At 73.0% G+C, this 23,531-nt stretch carries 21 protein-coding genes and 1 tRNA gene; 7 read left to right on the forward strand and 15 right to left on the reverse strand.

The annotated features are described in order from the left end of the window. Positions 1-18 precede the first annotated feature (18 nt). Positions 19-1,791: an ABC transporter transmembrane domain-containing protein gene (locus tag BTM25_RS04805; RefSeq protein ID WP_235828243.1), complete on the forward strand. Its 1,773-nt coding sequence runs from the start codon at positions 19-21 to the stop codon at positions 1,789-1,791. Then, a complete protein-coding gene (locus tag BTM25_RS04810) occupies positions 1,788-3,515 on the forward strand; it encodes an ABC transporter ATP-binding protein (protein ID WP_103561521.1) in 1,728 nt (575 codons plus the stop codon). Before BTM25_RS04805 ends, BTM25_RS04810 begins: the two co-directional genes overlap by 4 nt. 1 nt (position 3,516) lies before the next feature. Here BTM25_RS04810 and BTM25_RS04815 read toward each other — a convergent pair whose 3' ends face one another. From BTM25_RS04815 to BTM25_RS04830, 4 genes are all read right to left on the reverse strand, one after another. Then, on the reverse strand, positions 3,517-4,296 hold the full coding sequence (locus BTM25_RS04815) for an ABC transporter permease (protein ID WP_103561522.1): 780 nt from the start codon (positions 4,294-4,296) through the stop codon (positions 3,517-3,519). Beyond that, positions 4,293-5,240 carry an ATP-binding cassette domain-containing protein gene (locus BTM25_RS04820; protein WP_103561523.1) on the reverse strand — a complete coding sequence of 316 codons (948 nt, stop codon included), beginning with the start codon at positions 5,238-5,240 and terminating at the stop codon, positions 4,293-4,295. The genes BTM25_RS04815 and BTM25_RS04820 overlap by 4 nt, the downstream gene beginning before the upstream one ends. A gap of 124 nt (positions 5,241-5,364) precedes the next feature. Further along, positions 5,365-5,778, reverse strand: coding sequence for a hypothetical protein (locus BTM25_RS04825; protein ID WP_103561524.1), 414 nt, complete (start codon positions 5,776-5,778; stop codon positions 5,365-5,367). Beyond that, positions 5,775-6,401, reverse strand: a complete 627-nt coding sequence (locus tag BTM25_RS04830) for a TetR/AcrR family transcriptional regulator (RefSeq protein ID WP_103561525.1) — start codon at positions 6,399-6,401, stop codon at positions 5,775-5,777. Before BTM25_RS04830 ends, BTM25_RS04825 begins: the two co-directional genes overlap by 4 nt. A gap of 150 nt (positions 6,402-6,551) precedes the next feature. Between BTM25_RS04830 and BTM25_RS30635 the strand changes: the two genes are divergently transcribed. Next, positions 6,552-6,674, forward strand: coding sequence for a hypothetical protein (locus BTM25_RS30635; protein ID WP_268877637.1), 123 nt, complete (start codon positions 6,552-6,554; stop codon positions 6,672-6,674). Between the two features lie 122 nt (positions 6,675-6,796). Here the strand turns inward: BTM25_RS30635 and clpB are convergent, their stop codons facing one another. The 7 genes from clpB to BTM25_RS04865 all read right to left on the reverse strand — a co-directional run bounded on the left by clpB (position 6,797) and on the right by BTM25_RS04865 (position 16,010). Continuing rightward, positions 6,797-9,391 carry an ATP-dependent chaperone ClpB gene (clpB, locus tag BTM25_RS04835; protein WP_103561526.1) on the reverse strand — a complete coding sequence of 865 codons (2,595 nt, stop codon included), beginning with the start codon at positions 9,389-9,391 and terminating at the stop codon, positions 6,797-6,799. Positions 9,392-9,405: 14 nt separating this feature from the next. After that, the gene (locus tag BTM25_RS04840) at positions 9,406-9,861 is read right to left on the reverse strand and encodes a heat shock protein transcriptional repressor HspR (RefSeq protein ID WP_103561527.1); all 456 of its coding nucleotides are present in this window, start codon (positions 9,859-9,861) and stop codon (positions 9,406-9,408) included. A gap of 9 nt (positions 9,862-9,870) precedes the next feature. Next, positions 9,871-11,028, reverse strand: a complete 1,158-nt coding sequence (dnaJ, locus tag BTM25_RS04845; protein ID WP_103561528.1) for a molecular chaperone DnaJ — start codon at positions 11,026-11,028, stop codon at positions 9,871-9,873. Positions 11,029-11,106: 78 nt separating this feature from the next. Beyond that, positions 11,107-11,709: a nucleotide exchange factor GrpE gene (grpE, locus tag BTM25_RS04850; protein ID WP_103561529.1), complete on the reverse strand. Its 603-nt coding sequence runs from the start codon at positions 11,707-11,709 to the stop codon at positions 11,107-11,109. Then, the gene (gene dnaK / locus BTM25_RS04855) at positions 11,706-13,550 is read right to left on the reverse strand and encodes a molecular chaperone DnaK (RefSeq protein ID WP_103561530.1); all 1,845 of its coding nucleotides are present in this window, start codon (positions 13,548-13,550) and stop codon (positions 11,706-11,708) included. Before dnaK ends, grpE begins: the two co-directional genes overlap by 4 nt. A gap of 303 nt (positions 13,551-13,853) precedes the next feature. Then, positions 13,854-15,395 carry a 3-hydroxyacyl-CoA dehydrogenase gene (locus tag BTM25_RS04860; protein WP_103561531.1) on the reverse strand — a complete coding sequence of 514 codons (1,542 nt, stop codon included), beginning with the start codon at positions 15,393-15,395 and terminating at the stop codon, positions 13,854-13,856. A gap of 57 nt (positions 15,396-15,452) precedes the next feature. After that, positions 15,453-16,010, reverse strand: a complete 558-nt coding sequence (locus BTM25_RS04865) for a TIGR03086 family metal-binding protein (protein WP_103561532.1) — start codon at positions 16,008-16,010, stop codon at positions 15,453-15,455. 375 nt (positions 16,011-16,385) lie between these two features. On the opposite strand from BTM25_RS04865, the gene BTM25_RS04870 reads away from it, so the two are divergent. Beyond that, a complete protein-coding gene (locus BTM25_RS04870; protein WP_103561533.1) occupies positions 16,386-18,518 on the forward strand; it encodes a (Fe-S)-binding protein in 2,133 nt (710 codons plus the stop codon). Positions 18,519-18,567: 49 nt separating this feature from the next. Here BTM25_RS04870 and BTM25_RS04875 read toward each other — a convergent pair whose 3' ends face one another. Beyond that, a complete protein-coding gene (locus BTM25_RS04875) occupies positions 18,568-19,605 on the reverse strand; it encodes an aldo/keto reductase (protein ID WP_235828244.1) in 1,038 nt (345 codons plus the stop codon). 111 nt (positions 19,606-19,716) lie between these two features. Between BTM25_RS04875 and BTM25_RS04880 the strand changes: the two genes are divergently transcribed. After that, entirely contained in the window at positions 19,717-20,553 is an 837-nt protein-coding gene (locus BTM25_RS04880; protein WP_103561535.1) for a helix-turn-helix transcriptional regulator, read from the forward strand. Here the strand turns inward: BTM25_RS04880 and BTM25_RS04885 are convergent, their stop codons facing one another. The 3 genes from BTM25_RS04885 to dcd form a co-directional block, all read right to left on the reverse strand. After that, the gene (locus BTM25_RS04885) at positions 20,554-21,354 is read right to left on the reverse strand and encodes an SAM-dependent methyltransferase (protein ID WP_103561536.1); all 801 of its coding nucleotides are present in this window, start codon (positions 21,352-21,354) and stop codon (positions 20,554-20,556) included. Further along, positions 21,335-22,051 (reverse strand): proline/glycine betaine ABC transporter permease, encoded by a 717-nt coding sequence (locus BTM25_RS04890; RefSeq protein WP_205647963.1) that lies wholly within the window; start codon positions 22,049-22,051, stop codon positions 21,335-21,337. Before BTM25_RS04890 ends, BTM25_RS04885 begins: the two co-directional genes overlap by 20 nt. A gap of 144 nt (positions 22,052-22,195) precedes the next feature. Further along, on the reverse strand, positions 22,196-22,771 hold the full coding sequence (gene dcd, locus BTM25_RS04895) for a dCTP deaminase (RefSeq protein ID WP_103562754.1): 576 nt from the start codon (positions 22,769-22,771) through the stop codon (positions 22,196-22,198). 137 nt (positions 22,772-22,908) lie between these two features. Between dcd and BTM25_RS04900 the strand changes: the two genes are divergently transcribed. After that, positions 22,909-22,982, forward strand: a tRNA-Gly gene (locus BTM25_RS04900). 113 nt (positions 22,983-23,095) lie between these two features. Further along, the gene (locus BTM25_RS04905; protein WP_103561537.1) at positions 23,096-23,497 is read left to right on the forward strand and encodes a hypothetical protein; all 402 of its coding nucleotides are present in this window, start codon (positions 23,096-23,098) and stop codon (positions 23,495-23,497) included. Positions 23,498-23,531: the final 34 nt, after the last annotated feature.

The raw sequence follows: 23,531 nt of genomic DNA on the forward strand, positions 1-23,531 counted from the left end.
CTCGACGGGGAGGTTCGTGTGACGGCCGGGGACGTGTTGCGGCGCGCGGTGGCGGCCGACCGGTGGTCGGTGCTGGCCGCCGCCGTCCTGCTCATGGCCTGGCAGGTGTGCGAGGCGCTGGTCCCGGTCGTCGTCGGCGCGGCGATCGACCGGGCCGTCGCCCCGCACGACGGACGCGCGATCCTGCTCTGGCTCGGCGTGCTCGGCGTCCTGTTCCTCGTCCTGTCGCTGTCGTTCCGGTTCGGCGCGCGGACGGCGAAGGCCGCGGCCGAGCGCGCCGCGAACCGGACCCGCCTCGCGGTCGCCGGGGCGGCCCTGGACCCCCGCACTCGGCCCGACCCCGAGCGGCGGACCGGGACGCTCGTCTCCATCGCGTCCGGCGACGCCGACCGGGTGGGCGAGTTCCTGAGCGTCGTCCCGCGCACGTGCTCGGCGCTCGCGGCGGTGCTGGTCGTGGCGGTCGCGCTGCTGCGGATCTCGGTTCCGCTCGGGCTGCTCGTCCTGCTCGGGGCGCCGCCGCTGCTGTTCGCCGTCCAGCGGCTCGGCGGCCCGCTGGAGCGCCGGTCCGGCGTCGAGCAGGCCCGCGCCGCCGAGGCCGCCGACCTCGCGACCGACCTCGTCACCGGGCTGCGCGTGCTGAAGGGCTTCGGCGGGGAGCGCGCCGCCGCCGACCGGTACCGCGCCGCGAGCCGCCGGTCGCTGCGCGCCACCCTGCGCGCGGCCCGCGCCGAGGCCGTCTACTCCGGCGCGACGCTGCTGCTCACGCTGTGCTTCGTCGCGCTGGTCGCGCTCGTCGGCGGACGGTTCGCCGCGCAGCACCGCATCAGCGTCGGCGACCTCGTCGCGGCGGTCGGGCTGGCGCAGTTCCTGCTCGGGCCGCTGTCGGCGTTCACGATGGCGGGGGCACGGCTGGCGCAGGGACGGGCGTCGGCGGCGCGCGTCGCGGCCGTCCTGGACGCGCCCCGGCACGCGGGTTCGGCCGCCGCGCCCGCGTCCCGGGGCGCGCTGGAGGTGCCCGGTGCGTTCGCCGCCGCGCCTCCGTCCCCGGGCGAGCTGGAGGTGCCCGGTGCGTTCGCCGCCGCGCCTGCGTCCGGGGGCGAGCTGGAGGTGCCCGGTGCGTTCGCCGCCGCGCCTCCGTCCCGGGGCGAGCCGGAGGTGGCCGGGTTCGCCGTCGCGCCGGGCGAGACGCTCGGGATCGCCGCCGACGGCGCGTCGGCGCTCGCGCTCGCGGACCTGCTCGCGTCCGCGCCCTACGACGGCGGCGTCGTCGTGGACGGCGCCGAGGTCGCCGATCTCACCCCGGACGCGGCCCGGCGGACGCTGCTGGTCGCCCGGCACGACGCGCCGCTGTTCGCCGCGAGCGTCCAGGACAACGTCGCCGCGTCGGCCGCCGCCCCCGACCGCGTCGCGCCCGCGCTGGCCGCCGCCGACGCGGCCCAGGTCGCCGCGACGCTCCCGGACGGGCTCGCGACCGTCCTCACCGAGCGCGGCGCGTCGCTGTCGGGCGGGCAGCGGCAGCGGGTCGCGCTGGCCCGCGCGCTCGCGGCGGACCCGGCGGTGCTCGTCCTGCACGACCCGACCACCGCCGTGGACGCGGCCACCGAGGCGCGCATGGCGGCCGGGCTGCGGGACGTCCGCGCCGACCGCACCACCGTGATCATCGCGACGAGCCCGGCGCTGCTCGCCGCGTGCGACAGGGTCCTGCTCGTCCGGGACGGCGCCGTCCGCGCCGAGGGCACCCACGCCGACCTGGCCGCCGACCCCGCCTACCGTGACCTGGTGCTCGCATGACGCTCCCCACCGCAAGTCCCGCCGCGACCCGCCGCGCGCTGCGCGAACTCGCCCGGCCGCACCGGGGCGCGGCGGCCGGGGCCGTGCTGACGCTCGTCGCCGCGACCGCGTGCGGGCTCGTCGTCCCGCCCGTCCTCGGGCATCTCGTGGACGTCGTGCTGGACGGACGGGGCGCCGGAGCCGTCACCGCGCCCGTCCTGCTGCTCCTCGCCGCCGCCGTCGGGCAGGCCGTCCTGACCGGCGTCGGGAACGCGCTCGTCGCCCGGTTCGGCGAGACGCTGCTGGCCGGGCTGCGGGAGAACGTCGTGGACCGGGCGCTGCGGCTGCCGTCCGACCAGGTCGAACGCGCCGGACGCGGCGAACTGGTGGCCCGGGTGAGCGGGGACGTCGCGGTGATCGCCGGGGCCGTCCGGACCGCGCTGCCCGCCCTCGCCGGCTCCGGGCTGACCGTCCTGCTCACCGTCGCGGGCCTCGCCGCGCTGGACTGGCGGTTCGCGCTCGCCGGACTGCTCGCCGCGCCGCTCCAGTTCGCCGCGCTGCGCTGGTACCTGCGCCGCTCGACGCCGGTGTTCGCGGCCGAGCGCGCGGCGGCGGGCGACCGGACGCGCCAGATCCTCGACTCGATCGGCGGCGCCGACGCCCTGCGCGCCTACGGGCTCGGGGCCGCGCACCGCGCCGCCGTCGCGGGCCGGTCGTCCGCCGCGCTCGACCAGGCGCTCACCGCCAGCCGCCTGGCGACGCGGTTCTTCGGCCGGCTCAACCTCGCCGAGTTCGTCGGGCTCGGCGCGATCCTCGGCACCGGGTACCTGCTCGTCGGCGCGGGGAGCGCGACGGTCGGGGCGACGGCCGCCGCCGCGCTCTACTTCCACCGCGTCTTCGACCCGGTCAACACGCTGCTCGGCGAGTTCGGGACGGCGCAGGAGGCGGCGGCGGGGCTCGCCCGTCTCGTCGGCGTCGCGGACGCGCCCCTGCCGCCCGCTTCCGGCGACGCCGTCCCGCGCGACGGCGGCGTGACGGCCACGGGCATCACGTTCGCCTACACGCCGTCGCATCCCGTGCTGCACGACGTCGCGTTCTCCGCCGCTCCCGGCGAGCACGTGGCGCTCGTCGGGACGAGCGGGGCCGGGAAGACGACGCTCGCCAAGGTCGTCGCGGGCGTCCATCCGCCGCGCGCCGGGACCGTGCTGCTCGGCGGGGCGCCGGTGGACGCGCTGGCCGAGCCGCGCCGCCACATCGCACTGGTGACGCAGGAGGTCCACGTCTTCGCCGGGCCCCTCGCGGACGACCTGCGCCTGGCCGCCCCGGCCGCGTCCGACGCCGACCTGCGCGCCGCGCTCGCCGACGTCGGCGCGCTGACCTGGGCGGACGCCCTGCCACGCGGGCTCGCGACCGTCGTCGGCGAGGGCGGCCACCGGCTCACCACGACCGAGGCGCAGCAGCTCGCGCTGGCCCGGGTGCTGCTCGCGGACCCGGCCGTGGTCGTCCTGGACGAGGCCACCGCCGACGCGGGCAGCGCCGGGGCGCGGCTCCTCGACCGGGCCGCCGAGCGCGTCCTGTCCGGACGGACGGCGCTGATCGTCGCGCACCGCCTCAACCAGGCCGCCGCCGACCGGATCGTCGTCCTGGACGCGGGACGGATCGTGGAGTCCGGCACCCACGACGCCCTCGCCGCGTCCGGCGGGCGTTATGCGGCGCTCTGGACGGCCTGGTCCGGAGCCCGGTGAACTACCGGCGGCCGTAGCGCCGCACCGACAGCACGGCGAACACCCCCGAGATGAGCAGCGGCCAGACGACGGCCAGGGCAAGGGCGTGGTCCGCCGCCCATCCGCCGGACGGCGCGGTGTCGCCGAACAGGTCGCGGCACGCGGTGACCGTGGCCGACAGCGGGTTCCACTCGGCGATCGCCCCGAGCCACCCCGGCATCGTCTCCGGAGCGATCAGCGCGCTGGACAGGAACCCGACCGGCCACACGAGCACCTGCGCGACGACCACCGCCTCCGGGCCGGACGCGACCAGGCCGAGGTACACGCCCGTCCACACGAGCGCGAACCGCAGGAGCAGCAGCAGCCCGAGCCCGGCGAGGGCGCGGCCGGCCCCGTCGTGCCAGCGCCAGCCGACGAGCAGCCCGCAGCCGATCATGACGGCGAGCGCGACGGCCCCGTGGAGCATGTCCGCCACGGCCCGTCCGGCGACCGGGGCCGACGGCGCCACCGGCATGGCCCGGAACCGGTCGGTGACACCGCGCGCCCGGTCGGACGCGACGGCCGCGAACGTCGTCTCGACGCCGAACAGCATCGTCATCGCGAACATGCCGGGCATGATGAACTCCCGGTAGCCGCCCCCGCCGGGGACGTCCATCTGCCCGCCGAACAGGTAGCCCATCATCAGCGCGACCATGACGGGGAACAGCAGGGCCACGGCGACCGGCCCCGGCTGACGGGCCCAGTGCGCCAGCGACCGGAGCGTGATCGTCCACGTGTCGGCGGCGGCCGTGCGCGGCGTCATGCGGCCTCCTTCGCGGTGTCGGTGAGACGCAGGAACACTTCGTCGAGGGTCGGGCGGCGCAGCCCGACGTCGGCCACCCCGACACCGGCCGCGTCCAGCGCACGGACCGTCTCGGTGAGGGCGGCTACGCGGTCGGTGACGGGCGCGCCGATCCGCAGCGCGGCCTCGTCCACGACGGGCGCCGCGCCCGCGATCCGGCCGACGATCTCCGCCGCCGCCGCGAGGTCGGCCGCGTCGTGGACGACGACGTCGAGCCGGTCCCCGCCGAGGTCGGACTTGAGCCGTTCGGGCGTGCCGTCCGCGACGACCCGGCCCCGCGCCAGGACCGAGATCGTGCCGGCGAGCCGGTCGGCCTCCTCCAGGTACTGCGTGGTGAGCAGGACGGCCGTGCCCCGGTCCGCGAGGTCGCGGACGGCGTCCCAGACCTCGGCCCGGGACCGCGGGTCCAGGCCGGTGGTCGGCTCGTCCAGGAACAGCACCGCCGGGGCGACGATCATGCTCGCGGCCAGGTCGAGCCGCCGCCGCATCCCGCCCGAGTAGCGCCCGGCGGGCAGGTCGCCGGTGCCGTCGAGCCCGAACGCCGCGAGCAGTTCGTCGGCGCGGCGGCGGGCGGCGCGGGCGCCGAGGTGGTGGAGCCGTCCGAACATCACGAGGTTCTGCCGTCCGCTCAGCGGCTCGTCCACCGCCGGGTGCTGGCCGACGAGCCCGATCCGGGCGCGGACGCGCGCCGCGTCCCGCACGACGTCGAGCCCGGCCACCTCGGCCCGGCCGCCGTCGGGCCGCAGCAGGGTCGCCAGGATCCGCACCGCCGTCGTCTTCCCCGCGCCGTTCGGCCCGAGCAGGCCGTGGACGGCCCCGGCGGGCACCGCCAGGTCGATCCCGGCGAGCGCGTCGGCGTCGCCGTACCGCTTGCGCAGCCCCTCGGCGACGATCGCGTATGCCATGCGCCCTCCAACTCTGTACTTCCTACGGAGTTTTCGGGGACAATAGCGTACGCCTTACGGAGTTTAATTCCCGGCACTCGCTCAAAGCGCGACGGCGGCCCGTCCGGACGACTTGAGCGTCCGCTCAGACCAGCAGCGCGGCGAGCACGAGCCCGATCCTGGCGGCTCCGGCGACGCGCGGGACGCGGCTCAGCGCCCCGGTGGTGAGAGCCGTGACGATCGCGCCGGCGACGAGCAGGCCGCCGGTCGTGGGCGTCCGCGCCGCGACCGGCAGCCATGCGAGCGCCGCGACGAACTGCACGAGCAGCGCCCACCGGAACGGCGGCGCCACGACGCGCGGCAGCTCCTCGGCGACGAGGCCGAGCATCGCCGCGCTCATCCCGATCAGCGCCGCGCAGGTCACGACGCCCGGCAGGACGAGCCACCCGCCGAACGGCATCAACACCAGGCAGTAGCCGAGCGCGGGCGTCAGGAACAGGCCCGTCCCGGCGGCCAGCGCGCCGGACGCGAGCAGGCGCCGGGCGGTGGCCGGGTTCATCGGCCGGCGCGGCGCAGGCGGGTGCGGACGGCGCGGCGGACGACCGGGCCGAGGTCGTCCAGTGCCGACATCAGCACGGCGAACTGCTCCAGCGCGGCCGTCGCGCGGCGGGCGGACGCCTCGTCCACGCCGCCGTACAGGTCCAGGCCGAGGAACGACGCGGCGAGCGCGCGGGCGAGGCCGTCGGTGTCCACGAACTCGGCGAGCGGCGTTCCGGTGAGGACGCGGCGCAGGACGTTCCGCAGCTCGGCCACCCACAGCTCCAGGCCGCGCGCGGTCGCCTCCGCGAGCCGGGGGTTGGCCCGGCCGCCCGCGAGGAGCTGCGCGATGACGGTCATGTTCCGCTCGGCCTCGTCGTCCTCGCGCAGCGCGCGGCTCAGCTCGACCAGCCCGCCGATCGAGGTCACGCGGTCGAACCGGCCGCGGTACCGCGCGACCTGCTCTTCGGCGCCGTGCTCCAGGGCGGCGACGAGCAGCTCGTCCATGCTGCCGAAGTGGTAGAAGACGAGCGCCTGGTTGACCCCGGCCGCGCCCGCGACGGCCCGGGCGGACGTGCCCGCGATCCCGCGCGTCCGCAGCGTCTCCAGTGCTCCGACCAGCAACTTCGCCCGCGTGTCCGCCATCGGAACCCCTCTCTTGAGCGACTGCTCAACGCGCAGCCTAGCGCGCTGTTGAGCATCCGCTCAATCGGGGACGCCGGGGGGCTGGCCCCACCCCCGATCGGGTGGCTGGGCCGATGGTGACCGGGGCGTGCGCTTCCTAGCGTGGGAACCATGCACCGGAAATGGCGCAAGACGTTCATCGCCGCGCTGGTCGCGGCGGCGGCCCTGCTGACCACGGCGGCCCACCCGCCCGCCCACACGCTCGGCGGCCCCCACGCCGCCGCCCGCCCCTGAGATCAGGCAGGTTGCCGCAGGTGTCGTCGAAGACGCGGCCCCATCTCCCATCGGCTCCTGCGTGAAGCGGACGCCGAGCGCGCAAAGGCCCCCGGCGGGTACCGGGGGCCTTCACAAAACGATTACTTCACCAGGGACGGCCTGGACGCGGAGACCGTCAGCTTGTCGGCGGCCTCGTCCAGGTCCACGACCACCTCGTCGCCGTCGCGGACGGACCCCGACAGCAGCTCGCGCGCGAGCTGGTCGCCGATCGCCGTCTGCACCAGGCGGCGCAGCGGACGCGCCCCGTACAGCGGGTCGTAGCCGGTCAGCGCCAGCCACTCGCGCGCGGCGGGCGTGACGGTCAGGGTGAGCTGACGGTCGGCCAGCCGGGCGGCGAGCCGGTCCACCTGGAGGTCCACGATGCGGGTCAGCTCGTCCGTGGACAGCGCGTCGAACAGGATCACGTCGTCCAGCCGGTTCAGGAACTCCGGCTTGAACGACGCCCGCACGGCCGTCAGCACCGCCTCGCGGCGCGCCCCCGCGTCCAGGGAGGGATCCACCAGGAACTGCGACCCCAGGTTGGACGTCAGGATCAGGATCGTGTTCCGGAAGTCGACCGTGCGGCCCTGCCCGTCGGTGAGGCGCCCGTCGTCCAGCACCTGGAGCAGGATGTCGAAGACCTCGGGGTGCGCCTTCTCCACCTCGTCCAGCAGCACCACCGAGTACGGACGCCGCCGCACCGCCTCGGTGAGCTGCCCGCCCTCCTCGTACCCGACGTAGCCGGGCGGCGCCCCGACGAGCCGCGCCACCGAGTGCTTCTCGGAGTACTCGGACATGTCGATCCGCGTCGTCGCCCGCTCGTCGTCGAACAGGAACTCCGCGAGCGCCTTGGCCAGCTCGGTCTTCCCGACGCCCGTCGGCCCGAGGAACAGGAACGACCCGGTCGGACGGTCGGGGTCGGCGATCCCGGCGCGGGCCCGGCGCACCGCGTCCGACACGGCCTGGACGGCGGCGGACTGCCCGATCAGCCGGCGGCCCAGCTCGTCCTCCATGCGCAGCAGCTTGGCGGTCTCGCCCTCCAGCAGCCGGCCGGCGGGGATGCCGGTCCACGAGCCGACGACGTCGGCGACGTCGTCCGGGCCGACCTCCTCCTTGACCATCGCGTCCCGGTCGTCGGCCTGCGCCGCCGCCTCCGAGAGCTGCTTCTCCAGCGCCGGGATCTCGCCGTAGGTCAGCCGCGCCGAGGTCTCCAGGTCCCCGTCGCGCTGCGCCCGCTCGGCCTCGCCGCGCAACTGGTCGATGCGCTCCTTGATCTCGCCGACGCGGTTCAGCCCGGCCTTCTCCCGGTCCCACCGGGCGACGAGCGCGTTCAGCGACTCCTGCCGGTCGGCGAGGTCGCGGCGCAGCCGCTCCAGCCGCTGCTTGGACGCCTCGTCGGTCTCCTTGGCGAGCGCCAGCTCCTCCATCCGGAGCCGGTCCACCTGCCGTTGCAGCTCGTCGATCTCGACGGGCCGCGAGTCGATCTCCATCCGGAGCCGGGACGCGGCCTCGTCCACCAGGTCGATCGCCTTGTCCGGCAGGAACCGCGCGGTGATGTAGCGGTCGGACAGCGTCGCCGCCGCCACCAGCGCCGAGTCGTTGATCTGCACCTTGTGGTGCGCCTCGTACCGGCCCTTCAGCCCGCGCAGGATCGCGATCGTGTCCTCGACGGTCGGCTCGCCGACGAACACCTGCTGGAAGCGCCGCTCCAGCGCCGGGTCCTTCTCGATGCGCTCGCGGTACTCGTCCAGCGTCGTCGCGCCGATCAGCCGCAGCTCGCCGCGCGCCAGCATCGGCTTGAGCATGTTGCCGGCGTCCATCGAGCCCTCGGCCGCGCCCGCACCGACGACTGTGTGCAGCTCGTCGATGAACGTGACGATCTGCCCATCGCTCTGCTTGATCTCGTTGAGGACGGCCTTCAGCCGCTCCTCGAACTCGCCCCGGTACTTCGCCCCGGCGACCATCGCGCCGAGGTCCAGGGAGACCAAGCGCTTGTTACGCAGGGACTCCGGGACGTCCCCGGCGATGATCCGCTGCGCCAGCCCCTCGACCACGGCGGTCTTCCCGACGCCGGGCTCGCCGATGAGCACCGGGTTGTTCTTCGTCCGCCGCGACAGCACCTGGACGACCCGGCGGATCTCCGAGTCCCGTCCGATGACCGGGTCCAGGCCGCCCTCGCGGGCCTGCGCCGTCAGGTCGACGCCGTACTTCTCCAGTGACTGATAGGTGTCCTCGGGGTTCTCACTCGTCACCCGCTGGTGACCGCGCACCTTGCCGAACGCCTCCAGCAGCGCCTGCGGCGTCGCCCCGGCGTCCTTCAGCAGGTCCGCGACGGGCCCGCCGTCGGCGGCGAGCCCGACCAGCAGGTGCTCGGTCGAGACGTACTCGTCCTGCAACTCCTCCGCGCGGTGCTGCGCGGTGGCCAGCACCCGCTGGAGCTGGCCCGAGACGCGCGGCTCGGGCACCGTCGACCCGCTGGCCTTCGGCTGCCGCGCCAGCAGTTCCTCGGCCCGCCGCCGCACGGCCGCCGGGTCCGCCCCGACCGCCTCCAGCAGCGGGACGGTCGTCCCCTCCGGCTGGACCAGCAGCCCCGCCAGCAGATGCGCGGGCAGGATCTCGGGGTGCCCCTCGGCGGCCGCGCGCCGGATCGCCACCGACATCGCCTCACGGCTCTTCAACGTCAGCTTGTTGTCCATGTCCCTTCCCCGTCCTACTCGCGCCCGCGCTCATGCCACAGGACGACCCGCGTCCGGTGGATCGGCACCAGATCGCCGCCGCCCGACGACGTCCCGGCCCCGCCCTGCCGCGCCTGCTGCGCCAGCCGCGCCGCCACCGCCCGCGTCGACTCCAGCTCGCCCGCGAGCTGGTTCAGCGACGCGTGCGCCCGCTCCAGCTCGTCCCGGAGCCGGACGTTCTCCCGCTGCAATTCGAGGATGTGCTTGATCCCGGCGAGGTTGATGCCCTCCTCCTGGGACAGCCGCTGGATCTCGCGCAACATCACGATGTCGCGCATCGAGTACCGGCGGCCCCGCCCGGTCGTCCGGCCGGGCGAGACCAGGCCCATCCGGTCGTAGGTGCGGAGCGTCTGCGGATGCAGCCCGGACAGCTCCGCCGCCACGGAGATCACGTAGACCGGCGTGTCGTCTCCGAACGGGTCCCTGGTCACCGCGTCACCTCACTCCTTGGCCCGCGCGGCCAGCTCGCCGCGCAGCTCCTCGCCCTCGCCCGCCGCGCGCAGCCGCTCCAGCGCCTCGCGCGTCGTCTCGTCCACCTTCTGCGGCACGTGGACGTCCACCGTGACCAGCAGATCGCCCTTGGTGCCGTCGCGGCGGGGGGCGCCGCGCCCCTTCACCCGGAGCGTCCGGCCGTTCGGCGTGCCCTCCGGCAGCCGCAGCGTCACCGGCTGCCCCTGGAACGTCGGGACGCGGATCTCCGCGCCGAGCGCCGCCTCCGGGTACGTCACCGGGACGGTCAGCGTCAGGTTGTCGCCCGCGCGGCCGAACACCGCGTGCGGCGCCACCTTCACGTTCACGTACAGATCGCCCGCCGGGCCGCCGTTCTCGCCCGGGGCGCCCTTGCCCTTCAACCGGATCCGCTGGCCGTCGGCGACGCCCGCCGGGATCCGCGCCTGGATCGTCCGCGTGCCGGTCGCCCGGCCGCTGCCGTGGCAGGTGACGCACGGGTCGTCCACGACGAGCCCGCGCCCGTGGCACAGGTGGCACGGCTCCTGCACGCCGAAGCTGCCGAGGTTGCGGGTCTCCTGCCCGGTGCCCTCGCAGTTCGGGCACACGCGCGGGACGGTCCCCGCCTTGGCGCCCGTGCCCCGGCACGTCGGGCACGCCTTCTCGCTCGTCAGCTTGATCGGGACGGTCACGCCGTTGATCGCCCGGTCGAACGTCAGCGCAACGTCGGTCTCCACGTCCGCGCCGCGCCGCGCCCGGCGGGCGCCCGCCCGCGTGCCGCCGCCGCCCCGGTTGAACAGCCCGCCGAACAGGTCGCCGAACCGGTCCCCGGCGCCCGCGCCGCCGGCCCCGCCGCCGCCCTGCTGGCCGAAGAGGTCCCCGAAGTCGAACCCGAAGCCGCCCTGCTGGCCGCCGCGCGGCATCGCGCGCACCGCGTCGTACTCCTTACGGCGCTTCTCGTCCGACAGGACGTCGTAGGCCTCGGAGACCTCCTTGAAGCGCTCCTCGGCGTCGGCGTCACCGCGGTTGGCGTCCGGGTGGAACTGCCGGGCCAGCTTGCGGTACGACTTCTTGATCTCTTCCTGGGAGGCCGTCTTCGCGACACCGAGGACCTTGTAGTAGTCCTTCTCCAAATAGTCCCTGGTGCTCACGCCGCCCCGCTCTCTGCTCTCGCCACTGCACGCCCGCCGGGCCGGACGGTCCCGTCGCCGGGACCGTCCGGAGCCGGATCACTCGTCGTCGTCCTCGGAGGCCGCCCCGGCGGGCTCGGCCTCCGGCTCGACGACCGCGACCCGCGCGGGGCGCAGGATCCGGTCGCCGATGCGGTATCCGGGTTCGAGGACGGTCTGCACGCTCGTCTCGGTCGCGTCCGCCGAGTACGAGTGCAGCAGCGCCTCGTGGACGTTCGGGTCGAACGGCTCGCCGACCTCCCCGAACTTCTCCAGGCCGAGCTTGGCGACCGTGGCCTCCAGGCCCTCGCCCACCGACTTGAACCCGCCGGTCAGCTCGTTGTGCTGCCGGGCGCGGCCCACGTCGTCCAGGATCGGGAGCAGCTCGGCGAGGACGTTCCCCACCGCGACCTGGCGGAGCGCGGTCTTGTCGCGCTCGACCCGCTTGCGGTAGTTCGCGTACTCCGCCTGGAGCCGCTGGAGGTCGGCGGTCCGCTCGTCGAGCTGGGCCTTCAGCTCGGCGGCCTCGGTGTTCTCCGGCTCCTTCTCCGCCGGCTCCGGAGCCGGGGCGGCCGCGCGGACCTTGCCGGTCTCGGGGTCGATGCGCCGCCGGTCGCGGATCACCGGGCCGTCGTGCTCCTCACCCGTGTCGGGAGCGGTCACGACGCACCGCCCTTGGGCTTGTCGTCGTCCACGATCTCGGCGTCGACGACCTCGTCGTCCTGCGCCTCGGCCGTCGGGCCCTCGTCCGCCGCCGCAGCGCCCTCGGGGTTCTGCGCGTACAGCGCCGCGCCCATCTTCTGGCTGACCTGGCCGAGCTTGTCGGTCGCGGCCTTGATGGCGTCGACGTCGGTGCCGTCCAGGGCCTGGCGGACCTCGGCGACCGCGGCCTCGACCTCGGTCTTGAGGTCGCCCGCGACCTTGTCCTCGTTGTCCTTGAGGAACTTCTCCGTCGAGTAGGCGAGGGTGTCGGCCTGGTTGCGGGCCTCGGCCTCCTCCTTGCGGCGGCGGTCCTCCTCGGCGTACTGCTCGGCCTCGCGGACCATCTTGTCGATGTCGTCCTTCGGCAGCGCCGAGCCGCCGGTGATCGTCATCGACTGCTCCCGGCCGGTGCCCTGGTCCTTCGCGCTGACGTTCACGATGCCGTTGGCGTCGATGTCGAAGGTGACCTCGATCTGCGGGACGCCGCGCGGCGCCGGCGGCAGGCCGGTGAGCTGGAACGTGCCGAGCTTCTTGTTCTGCGCCGCCATCGGACGCTCGCCCTGGTAGACCTGGATCTCCACGGACGGCTGGTTGTCGTCGGCGGTGCTGAACACCTCCGACCGCTTGGTCGGGATCGTGGTGTTCCGCTCGATGATCTTGGTGAAGACGCCGCCCTTGGTCTCGATGCCGAGGCTGAGCGGGGTGACGTCCAGGAGCAGGACGTCCTTCACCTCGCCCTTCAGGACGCCCGCCTGGAGCGCCGCGCCGATGGCGACGACCTCGTCGGGGTTGACGCCCTTGTTGGGCTCCTTGCCGGTCAGCTCCTTCACCAGCTCGGACACGGCGGGCATACGGGTCGAACCGCCGACCAGGACGACCTGGTCGATCTGCGACATCGTGACGCCGCCGTCCTTGAGGACCTGGTTCAGCGGAGCCTTCGTCCGCTCCAGCAGGTCCGCGGTGAGGCGCTGGAACTCGGCGCGCGTCAGCTTCTCGTCCAGGTGCAGCGGGCCCTCGGCGGACGCCGTGATGTAGGGCAGGTTGACCTGGGTCTCCGAGGAGCTGGACAGCTCGATCTTCGCCCGCTCGGCCGCGTCGCGCAGCCGCTGGAGCGCCATCTTGTCCTTGGCGAGGTCGACGCCGGTCTCTTTCTTGAACCGGCCCGCGAGCCACTCGACGACCTTGTCGTCCCAGTCGTCGCCGCCGAGGTGGTTGTCGCCGCTGGTGGCCTTCACCTCGACCACGCCGTCGCCGACCTCCAGCAGGGACACGTCGAACGTGCCGCCGCCGAGGTCGAAGACGAGGATCGTCGCCTCGTTCTCCTTCTCCAGGTGGTACGCCAGCGCCGCCGAGGTCGGCTCGTTGATGATGCGCAGGACGTTCAGCCCCGCGATCGTCCCGGCCTCCTTGGTGGCCTGGCGCTGGTGGTCGGAGAAGTACGCGGGCACCGTGATGACCGCGTCGGTCACCGGCTCGCCCAGGTAGGACTCGGCGTCGCGCTTGAGCTTCTGCAGCACGAACGCGCTGATCTGCTGCGGCGTGAAGTCCTTGCCGTCGATGGACTGCTTCCAGTCCGTGCCGATCTCGCGCTTGACCGACCGGATGGTCCGGTCCACGTTCGTCACCGCCTGGCGCTTGGCCGGGGCGCCGACGATGGCCTCGCCCTCCTTCTTGCCGAAGGCGACGACGGACGGGGTCGTCCGGTCGCCCTCGGAGTTGGCGATGACGGTGGGCTCGCCGCCCTCCAGGACCGCGACGACCGAGTTGGTCGTCCCGAGGTCGATGCCGACCGCACGTGCCATGTCTTCGTCCTCCGTGTCACTGAGTCGCGGGCCTTGCCGCCCCGCTCGCGTCCCCCGCGCTGCGGCGGCCCGCCTTCGTCTGCTGCTGTCCAGAATGCCGCGCCGGGCGCTCTGCTGTCAAATGAGTTGAGCCTGAGCGACTCAACTTTGCTGACGTCTTCATTAACAGGACGCTTGAGCCGTCTATTCCGGTTCCCCTCTGCCCGAACTTCCGCCCTCCGAACGAGCGCCCCTCCGCCTCCCGGACGACCCGGACATGACGAAGCACGCCGACCCGTGGATCGGCGTGCTTCGGGAGAACGGTCAGGCCAGGTCGGACGGGGTGGTGCCGGGGTCGGTGAGGGGCAGGTTCAGGGCGGCGCGTTCGGTCAGCCAGCGGCTCGGGCGGTAGCGCGGGTCGCCGGTGCGGGTCAGCAGGCCGGTGAGGACGGCGTGGATCCGCGCCGCGCCCTCCGTGTCGCCCCACTCCAGGGGGCCGCGCGGGTAGCCGAGTCCGAGGCGGACGGCAGCGTCGATGTCGGCCGGGGTCGCCAGGCGCTGGCCGGCGATCTCGGCCGCCACGTTGACGATGGACGCGAGCAGCCTTGCCGCTATGGGGGCGGGGGCGTCGCGGACGACGGTGACGGGCCGTCCGGTCGCGGCCAGTGCCGCCCAGGCCGCGCGGCCCGCCGCCGGGTCCACGCCGGGGTGGACGGCCAGGGTGAGCCGGGTGAAGAAGCCGCCGAACGGGTCCACGCCCAGGGTGCGTTCGGCGGGAAGGTCGGCTTCCAGCGCGACGTCCAGCGCGGCGCGGTCCTCGGGGGCGACGAGCACGACGGCCTCGGCGGACGGCGTTTCGCCTGTCTCGACGGTGACGTTCGCCGTGCCGAGCAGGGCTGCGAGCTTTTCGCGCGTTCCGGGCGTCGTGTCGTGGATCCAGACCGGGCGCGGCGCGGCGTCCGGGGTGGTTTCGGGCGGTTCTTCCTTCGTGCCGCCCGGGTAGCGGTAGAAGCCTTCGCCGGTCTTGCGTCCGAGCAGGCCCGCTTCGTAGCGCTGCCGTGTGATCCGGGACGGACGCAGCCTCGGCTCACCGTGGAAGCCCGTCCAGATCGTCTCCAGGACGGGGTGCGACACGTCCAGCCCGGTCAGGTCAATCAGCTCGAACGGCCCCATCCTGAGGCCGAGGACGTCCCGGGCGATCCGGTCGACGTCCACCGGTTCCGCCACGGCCTCGGCGAGGATCTGGAGCGCCTCGGTGGCGAGCCCCCGGCCCGCGTGGTTGACGAGGAAGCCCGGGGTGTCGGGCGCGATCACCGGCGTGTGGCCGAGGCGCCGGACGAGCGCGGCGAACCCGTCCGGGATCCAGCCGGCGGTGCGCGCCCCCGGAACCACCTCGACGACCTTCATCAGCGGCACCGGGTTGAAGAAGTGGAGGCCGGCCAGCCGGGACGGATCCACCAGCGCTGCACCGATCGCCGTCACGGACAGGGAACTGGTGTTCGTGGCGAAGACCGTCTCTTCGGGCGCGTACTTCTCCAACTCGGCGAACAGCTCGCGCTTGACGGCCAGGTCCTCCCGGACGGCCTCCACCACGAGGTCGCAGCCCGCCAGCGGCGTCAGCGGATCGCCCACGGGACGCAGCCGGGCACGCGCGGCGTCCGCTTCGTCGGCGGTCATCCGGCCCTTCGCGGCGAGGCGCGCGAACATCGCGCCCACCTGCTCGACGGCCGTCGCGACCGCCTCGGGACGCGCGTCGGCCAGTTCGACCGTCACGCCGCCCGCCGCCGCCCACTGCGCGATGCCGCGTCCCATCGCGCCGGTACCGATCACGCGGACCACCCGCACCCGCTCCGCCCAGTCGGTCATGGCCGCCTCCCTCGCCGTCCCTTCGGCGGACGGTACCCGAGGCGGAGCCGCGCATCCCTAGGCGGGCGGCGTCCAGGACGGGTCGCGGCCCGACAGCGCGACGAGCCGGTCCAAACCGGGGGCGTCCGGCGGGACGGGCACGGGAGCGCCGAACACGCCGAGCGCGCGGAACTCGTCCGGCAGGGACTCCAGCAGGCCGATGCAGGCGGTGACGTCGGCGGCGTCGGCGGTGTAGGGGAGCCGGACGGCCCGCGCGAGGTCCCAGCCGTGCAGGACCAGCTCGTTCAGCGTGTGCGTCCCGGCGAACGCGGCGGGGACCTCGCGTCCGGCGAGGGACGTGACGCCCTCCCACGCCGCCGGGTCCGCCCACGCCTCGGCGAGGATCTTCAGCCGGGCGGGGACGCCGCCGCGCCAGTCGGACCGCAGGCCCGTCCCGGACGGGTCGGGGCGCGGTCGTTTCCCGGCCGTCGCCGTCAGCCGCAACGCCAGCGTGTCGAAGTGCTCGATGAGCCCGGCGACGGACAGGCCCGCGCAGGGCGTCGGGGCGGTGAGCAGGGCGTCGGGCACTTCGGCGAGCAGCGTCGCGGCGCGGGCGGCGGCGGTGTCGAGGGTCATGGGGGCTCCCTCCGGACGGATGGACGGACGAGACCGGTCTACCCGCGTGCGGAAGATCATCCCCGAAAATGTCGGTGGCGTCTGCGAGAGTGACGACATGGAAGCAGAACGTGAAGTCATGCAGGTGGCGGCCCCGTGTTGTCACTGTCTGACAAGGGCCGGTTCCGGTTCGTATCCGCAGGTGAGGGGGTGATTGCGGGCATGGAACGCGTCGCTATATAAAGCGGGCTCACGTAGGTCGCGTTCCGTGTCGGGCCGGAGCCTGGGGCGACACATAAGCTACTGGCGAGTAGTATCCAGGGACCCGGATGAAGTCCAGTCTGTCCGCGAGCCCTACGCTGACAGCCAACGCCCGTACCGCAGGAGGACGGAACAGTGTTCTGGGTCACATTGATAATCGGGATCGTCGGTGCGGCGGTCACGCTGGCGCTCGCCGGGCGCCGGGTCCTGTTCCTCTGGAAGCTGTTCAAGAGCGGTCAGCCCGACCCCGAGCGCGTCCTCCAGGTCAAGCGCGACCCGAAGGCCGACATCGAGGGCCAGGTCGTCGAGGTCATGGGCCAGCGCAAGCTGCTCAAGTGGACCATCGCCGGAATGGCGCACTTCGCGGTCATGTGGGCGTTCATCCTGCTGGCGACCGTCTACCTCGAAGCGGCCGTCGCGCTGCTGTTCGGGCTGGACGCCAAGATCCCCGGGCTGCAGACCTGGGCGCCGATCGGGTTCGTCCAGGACACGATCGCGCTCGCCTGCACCCTCGGCCTGGTCGTCTTCGCGATCATCCGGATCAAGAACTCGCCGAAGAAGCTGGACCGCAAGTCCCGGTTCAAGGGCTCGCACACCGGCGGCGCGTGGGTCATCCTCTTCATGATCTTCAACGTCGTCTGGACGATGTTCTTCTTCCGCGGCGTCGAGTGGGCCAACGGCAACCTCGACTACGGCAAGGGCGCGTACTTCTCCTGGCTCGTCGGGCAGCCCTTCAAGGGCACGAGCCACGACACGCTGGAAGTCCTGGAGTCGATCGGCCTGCTCCTGCACATCGGCGTCGCGCTGGTCTTCCTCGTCATCGTCGTCAACTCCAAGCACCTGCACATCTTCATCGCGCCGCTGAACGTCATGTTCAAGCGCCGTCCCGACGGCCTCGGCCCGGCGCAGCCGATGATGAGCAAGGGCAAGCCCCTCGACTTCGAGGAGGCCGACCCCGACGAGGACACCTTCGGCCGCGGCAAGATCGAGGACTTCACCTGGAAGGGCTACCTCGACATGGCGACCTGCACCGAGTGCGGTCGCTGCCAGTCCCAGTGCCCCGCGTGGAACACCGGCAAGCCGCTGTCGCCGAAGATGGTCATCCTCGAACTCCGCGACCACGCCTTCGCCAAGGCCCCGTACCTGCTCGCCTCCGAGGAGGAGCGCGAGAAGTTCACCGACGAGCAGAAGACCGCCATGCAGGTGGACAAAGAGCTCGTCGGCGAGGACGGCGTCATCCACCCGGACGTCCTGTGGTCCTGCACCAACTGCGGCGCCTGCGTCGAGCAGTGCCCGGTCGACATCGAACACATCGACCACATCCTCGACATGCGCCGCTTCCAGGTGATGATCGAGTCCTCGTTCCCCAGCGAGGCCGGCGTCATGCTGAAGAACCTGGAGAACAAGGGCAACCCGTGGGGCATGTCCGAGATGAAGCGCCTCGAATGGATCGAGGAGCTGGACTTCGAGGTCGAGGTCGTCGACGAGAAGCTCCCCGAGGACACCGAGTACCTCTTCTGGGTCGGCTGCGCCGGCGCCCTGGAGGACCGCGCGAAGAAGACCACCAAGGCCGTCGCGGAGCTGCTGCACATCGCGGGCGTCAAGTTCGCCGTGCTCGGCCCGATGGAGGCGTGCACCGGTGACCCGGCCCGCCGCCTCGGCATGGAGTTCGTCTTCCAGATGCTCGGCCAGCAGAACGTCGAGACGCTGAACGAGGCGGGCGCCAAGAAGATCGTCGCGACCTGCCCGCACTGCTTCAACACGCTCGCCAACGAGTACCCGCAGATCGGCGGGAACTACGAGGTCGTCCACCACACCCAGTTGCTCGCGCACCTGGTCGAGGAGGGCAAGCTCACCCCGGTCACGCCGATCGAGGAGAACATCACCTACCACGACCCCTGCTTCCTCGGCCGGCACAACAAGGTCTACAAGCAGCCGCGCGACATCATGGCGACCGTCCCGGGCGTCAAGACGCAGGAGATGCACCGCCACAAGGACCGCGGCTTCTGCTGCGGCGCGGGCGGCGCGCGGATGTGGATGGAAGAGCGCATCGGCAAGCGCATCAACACCGAGCGCGTGGACGAGGCGCTGGAGACCAACCCCGACACCGTCTCGACCGCCTGCCCGTTCTGCCTCGTGATGCTCGGCGACGCCATCAACGAGAAGAAGAACGAGGGTCTGGCGAAGGAGTCGCTGGAGGTCGTGGACGTGTCCCAGCTCCTCATCCGCTCGATCAAGGGCGAGAAGGAGCCGGCCGCGGCCGAGTGACCTGCCTGACGGCCCCGGTTCCGCACGCGGAACCGGGGCCGTCTTTATTTCAGGGGCGCACGGGGCCGGAGCCGGCGTGGGCGGCGACTGCGGCGATCTCGTCCAGGTCGGCGGGGGCCAGGGTCAGCGCGGACGCGCCGATCCAGCCGTCCACCTGCGCGGGACGGCGTGCGCCGACGATCGCGCCGGTGATCCCGGGCCACGCCAGCACCCACGCGAGGGCGACCTCCGTGACGGACGCGCCGTGCCGGGCCGCGACGGGACGCAGCGCGTCCGCCACCCGCAGGTTCGCGGCCAGGCCGGACGTGAAGTCCGGGTGTGTCGCGCGCCAGTCGTCGGCGGGCAGCGCGGCGACCCGGTCCGCGGAGAACGTCCCGGTGAGCAGCCCGGACACCAGCGGCGAGTAGGCGATCACCCCGGTGCCGTGCGCCCGCGCCCACGCGACCTCGTCGGCGGCGGACCGGCGGACGGCCGAGAACGGCGGCTGGATCGCGTCCACGTGCGCGATGCGCTCCGCCGCGTCCAACTGCTCGACGGAGTGGTTCGACAGGCCGATCGCGCGGACCTTGCCCTCGGCCTTCAGATCGGCCATGACTTGCCAGTACTCCTCCAGCGGCGTCGCGTCCGGGCCGATGTCGCCGGACGCGGAGCCGACCGTCCCGAGCGGCGTCCCGGTGTCCGGCCAGTGGACCTGGTAGAGGTCGATGCGCTCCACGCCGAGCCGCCGCAGCGAGTCCTCCAGCTCCCGGCGGACGCTCGCCGGCTTCATGCAGCGAAGCGGCGGGGCCAGCGGGTCGGCGGCGTCCCAGACGAGCCCGACCTTCGTGAACAGGAGCGGCCGGTCGGCCTCGGGCAGGCCCGCGACGGCCTTCCCGACGATCTCCTCGGAGTGGCCGAGCCCGTAGACGGCGGCCGTGTCGATCCAGTTCACCCCCGACTCGACCGCGTGCCGGATCGTCGCGACGGACTCGGCGTCGTCGGTGGCGCCCCACCCGAACCCCCAGCCCGTCCCCGCGACCGCCCACGAGCCGAAGCCGAGACGGCTGACGGTCATGCCGGTCGTTCCCAGTTGTGCAGTGCTGACCACGGAATCTCCCTTGCCGGAACGGACCCCCTCAGCGTGCTCCGCGCGGGACCACCCGGCCCAGTGGCGGCCCGTGCCTGGGCACCGCGCGACCACCTCGGCGATACTGGCCGCATGGCACTGGACAGACGGACGGAACTCGGCGCGTTCCTCCGGTCCCGCCGCGCGCGGCTCCGTCCGGACGACCTCGGTCTCCCCGGGCACGGCGGGCGCCGCCGCGTCCCGGGCCTGCGGCGCGAGGAACTCGCGATGCTGGCCGGGGTGAGCGTGGACCACTACGTCCGGCTGGAGCAGGGCCGGACGCTGCACTTCTCCGACGCCGTCCTCGACGCCGTGGCCCGCGCGCTGCGCCTGGACCCGGCCGAGCGCGACCACCTGCACCGGCTCGCGCGGCCGTCGTCCGGCACGGCCCCGTCGCCGCAGGAGGTGCGGCCGGGGCTGCGGCGCCTGCTGGACCAGGCGGGGGACGTGCCCGGCTACGTCCTCGGGCGCGACCTCGACGTCCTCGCGTGGAATCCGCTGGCCTGCGCGCTGCTCGCCGACTTCGGCGCGCTGCCGCCCCGCGAGCGCAACCTCGCCCGGCTGATCTTCCTGGACCCGCGGCTGCGCGACCTCTACGTCGACTGGCGCGGCAAGGCCGGGGACGTGGTGGCGTTCCTGCGGCTGGACGCGTCCCGCCGTCCGGGGGACCCGGCGACGACCGCGCTGGTCGAGGAACTGTCCGCGCTCAGCCCCGACTTCCGGACGCTCTGGGCCGAGCACCGCCTCAAGGACAAAACGCACGGACGGTACGTCTACCGGCATCCCGTCGTGGGCGAACTGGAACTGGGCTTCGAGACGCTGCGCCTGCCCGACGACCCGGACCAGGCGTTCATCGCGCACACCGTCGAACCGGGCTCGCCGTCCGAGACCGCGCTGCGCCTCCTCGCGAAGACCGCGACGGGCCGCTGATCAGGGCTTGCGGGCGACGACGCCGTACTGGGCGACGAGCGGGGGCTCGACGCCGTCCCGGCGCTTCGGGGCGCGCCAGCGCGAGCAGGACACCAGACCGGGTTCCTCCAGCTCCAGGCCGTGCAGGAAGGCGGCGACCTGCACGCCCGTCCGGGCGCGGAGCGGCGGTTCGGCGTTGCTGTTGAAGAACTCCATCGCCTCGGTGTTGGCGTCGCCGCCGAGTTCCAGCGTCGGGTGCGTGATCGCGACGTAGGAACCGGACGGGACGGCCGCGACGAGATCGTCCACCACGGCCTGCGCCTCGCCGTCGTCCAGGACGAAGTTGAGGATGCCGAGCATCATGATCGCCACGGGCTCGTTCAGCTCCAGCGTGCGGCGGGCCCGGGCGAGGACGGCCTCGGTGTCGCGGACGTCGGCCTCCATGTAGTCGGTCGCGCCCTCGGGCGTGCTGGTCAGGAGCGTCCGCGCCTGCCGCAGGACGAGCGGGTCGTTGTCCACGTACAGGACGCGGGCGGCGGGCGCGACGCGCTGCGCGACCTCGTGGGTGTTGTCGGCGGTCGGCAGGCCCGTCCCGAGGTCGAGGAACTGCCGGACGCCGCGCTCGCCGGCGAGGAACCGCACCGCGCGGCCGAGGAACGCCCGGTCGGCGCGGGCGACCTGGACGATGCTCGGATACATGCGGTAGACGCGGTCGCCGACCAGCCGGTCCGCGGTGAAGTTGTCCTTGCCGCCGAGCCAGTAGTTCCAGACCCGGGCGTTCTGCGCGGTCTCCGTGCGCAGGTCAGGCTGCTCGTTCGCCATGCAGGTCATCATTCCCCACCGGCCGCGCCTCCACCGGCCGCGCGGGGACGCGCGTGACGCGGTCGAGGAAGACGGCGAGAACGACGATGGCGACGGCGCCCTCGAACCCGGTGGCGGCGCTGACGCGGTCCAGGCCCGTCAGGACGACGCCGCCGAGCCCGCCCGCGCCGACCAGCCCGGCCGTGACGACCATCCCCAGAGCCGGAACAACGATCCGGTTCGCTTCCTCGGGGTCCGGCCGGTCGCGCAGCCCGGACTCGACGAGCCGCACGGCGGCCGGAAGCGCGAACACGGCCGTGGCGACGACGCCGGGCGTCGTCCCGATGCTGAACAGGAACGCGGCCGGAACGAGGTAGACGAACACCGGCACCGAGGGCACACCGTCCAGGACGGGCCGCACGACCCGCTTCGCCGCCGCGTACCGCGCGACGACGAGCCCGATCGGCACCGCGACCGCCAGCGCGACGACCGCCGAGACGGCGACCAGCGACAACGAGTCCATCGCGGGCCGCCACAGCCGCATGCCGTCGATCAGCGCGAACCCGGCGAACGTGAACAGAGCGAGCCGCCAGCCGCGCGCCGCGTACGCCAGCGCGGCGAGCAGCGCGGTCAGGACGAGCGGAGGAAAGAACGCGAGAACGCCGCCGAGCCCGTCCACCAGGTCGGTCACGACGGTCGCGAACCCGTCGAAGAACACGCCGCCATGAGCGACGGACCAGGACGCGCCTTCAGCGAACCACCGGCCGACCGGAACGCGAGGAACGTCCCGGCTCAAAACGGTAGTAAGGCGGGGGGCTGAACAACGCATCGCTCGAAACTACTCGCCCCGGAGAAGCGGCCGTCAAACCTCCGTGCGGTGGAAGTTCAGATACGACCGCGACGGCGTCGGCCCACGCTGGTTCTGATACCGCGACCCGTACTTGGGCGACCCGTACGGGTACTCGGCGGGGGAGCTCGTCCGGAACAGGCACATCTGCCCGATCTTCATGCCCGGCCAGAGCTTGATCGGCAGCGTGGCGACGTTCGACAGCTCCAACGTGACATGCCCGTTGAACCCTGGATCGATCCACCCGGCCGTCGAGTGCGTGAGCAGCCCGAGCCGTCCGAGCGAACTCTTCCCCTCCAGCCGCGCGGCGAGATCGTCCGGCAACGCGAACACCTCGTACGTGGACGCGAGAACGAACTCACCCGGATGCAGCACGAACGCCTCATCCGACTCCACATCCACCAGCCGGGTGAGATCAGCCTGCTCGATCGCCGGATCGATATGCGGATACCGGTGGTTCTCGAACACACGGAAGTACCGGTCGAGCCGGACGTCCACACTGGACGGCTGGACCATCTCGGGCGCGAACGGATCGATCTTGACCCGTCCAGCGTCGATCTCGGCCCTGATGTCGCGATCGGAGAGCAGCACGTGCAAAAACTACCGTCTCCGCCACCACCTCCCGCACACGACGGCACCCCGACCCCCCACACGACGCCGCCAACCCGTCTGCGCAACCCCCGACTTTCCGGTAAGCTGACCGAGCAGCCGAGGCAGAGCCCTCGCACGCGGGTGTGGTTCAATGGTAGAACTTCAGCTTCCCAAGCTGACGACGCGGGTTCGATTCCCGTCGCCCGCTCCACAACGTCAAAGCCCCAGGTCAGGGACTAGATCCCGGACGCTGGGGCTTCGTGTTTCACAGGCTCGTCAGAGGCCGCCGTGCCCGTTGCGTGCTCGACGGATTCGTCGCCTGGCTTGCTCTCGTTCGTCTTCTTCCGGCTCGCGCAACCTTCTGCGACCATGGTCATCCGGTCCCCGGCCATGTGCATGGCAAGTATTCCGGAGGGCGGCAACGTGCAAGTGAGCGGTCGTCGCGGCAGCGTCATTCTCGACGGTGAGTGGGTCGAAATCCTTCACGGCGATCCCAATCAAGAAGCGACACGTAAGGCTGCTACGCGCGTCCACATCTCCAAGATCATTGGCGTGGCGATCAGACCACCCGGCCTGTTCACGAACGGGTTCTTCCGGCTGATCCTGCAAGGGGACGCGGACGCCGGGTTCGACCGCAACGGCCTGTTCTTCACACGCGGACAGCGCGGCGAATTCGACGTACTGCGCGCCGAGATCGAGCGTAGCCTGCCGACTCACCGCACCTGAGGGCCCCACATCATGTGGTCGGGCGACCATGACA

It is taken from the genome of Actinomadura rubteroloni, from assembly GCF_002911665.1.
GTDB classification, from domain to species: domain Bacteria; phylum Actinomycetota; class Actinomycetes; order Streptosporangiales; family Streptosporangiaceae; genus Spirillospora; species Spirillospora rubteroloni.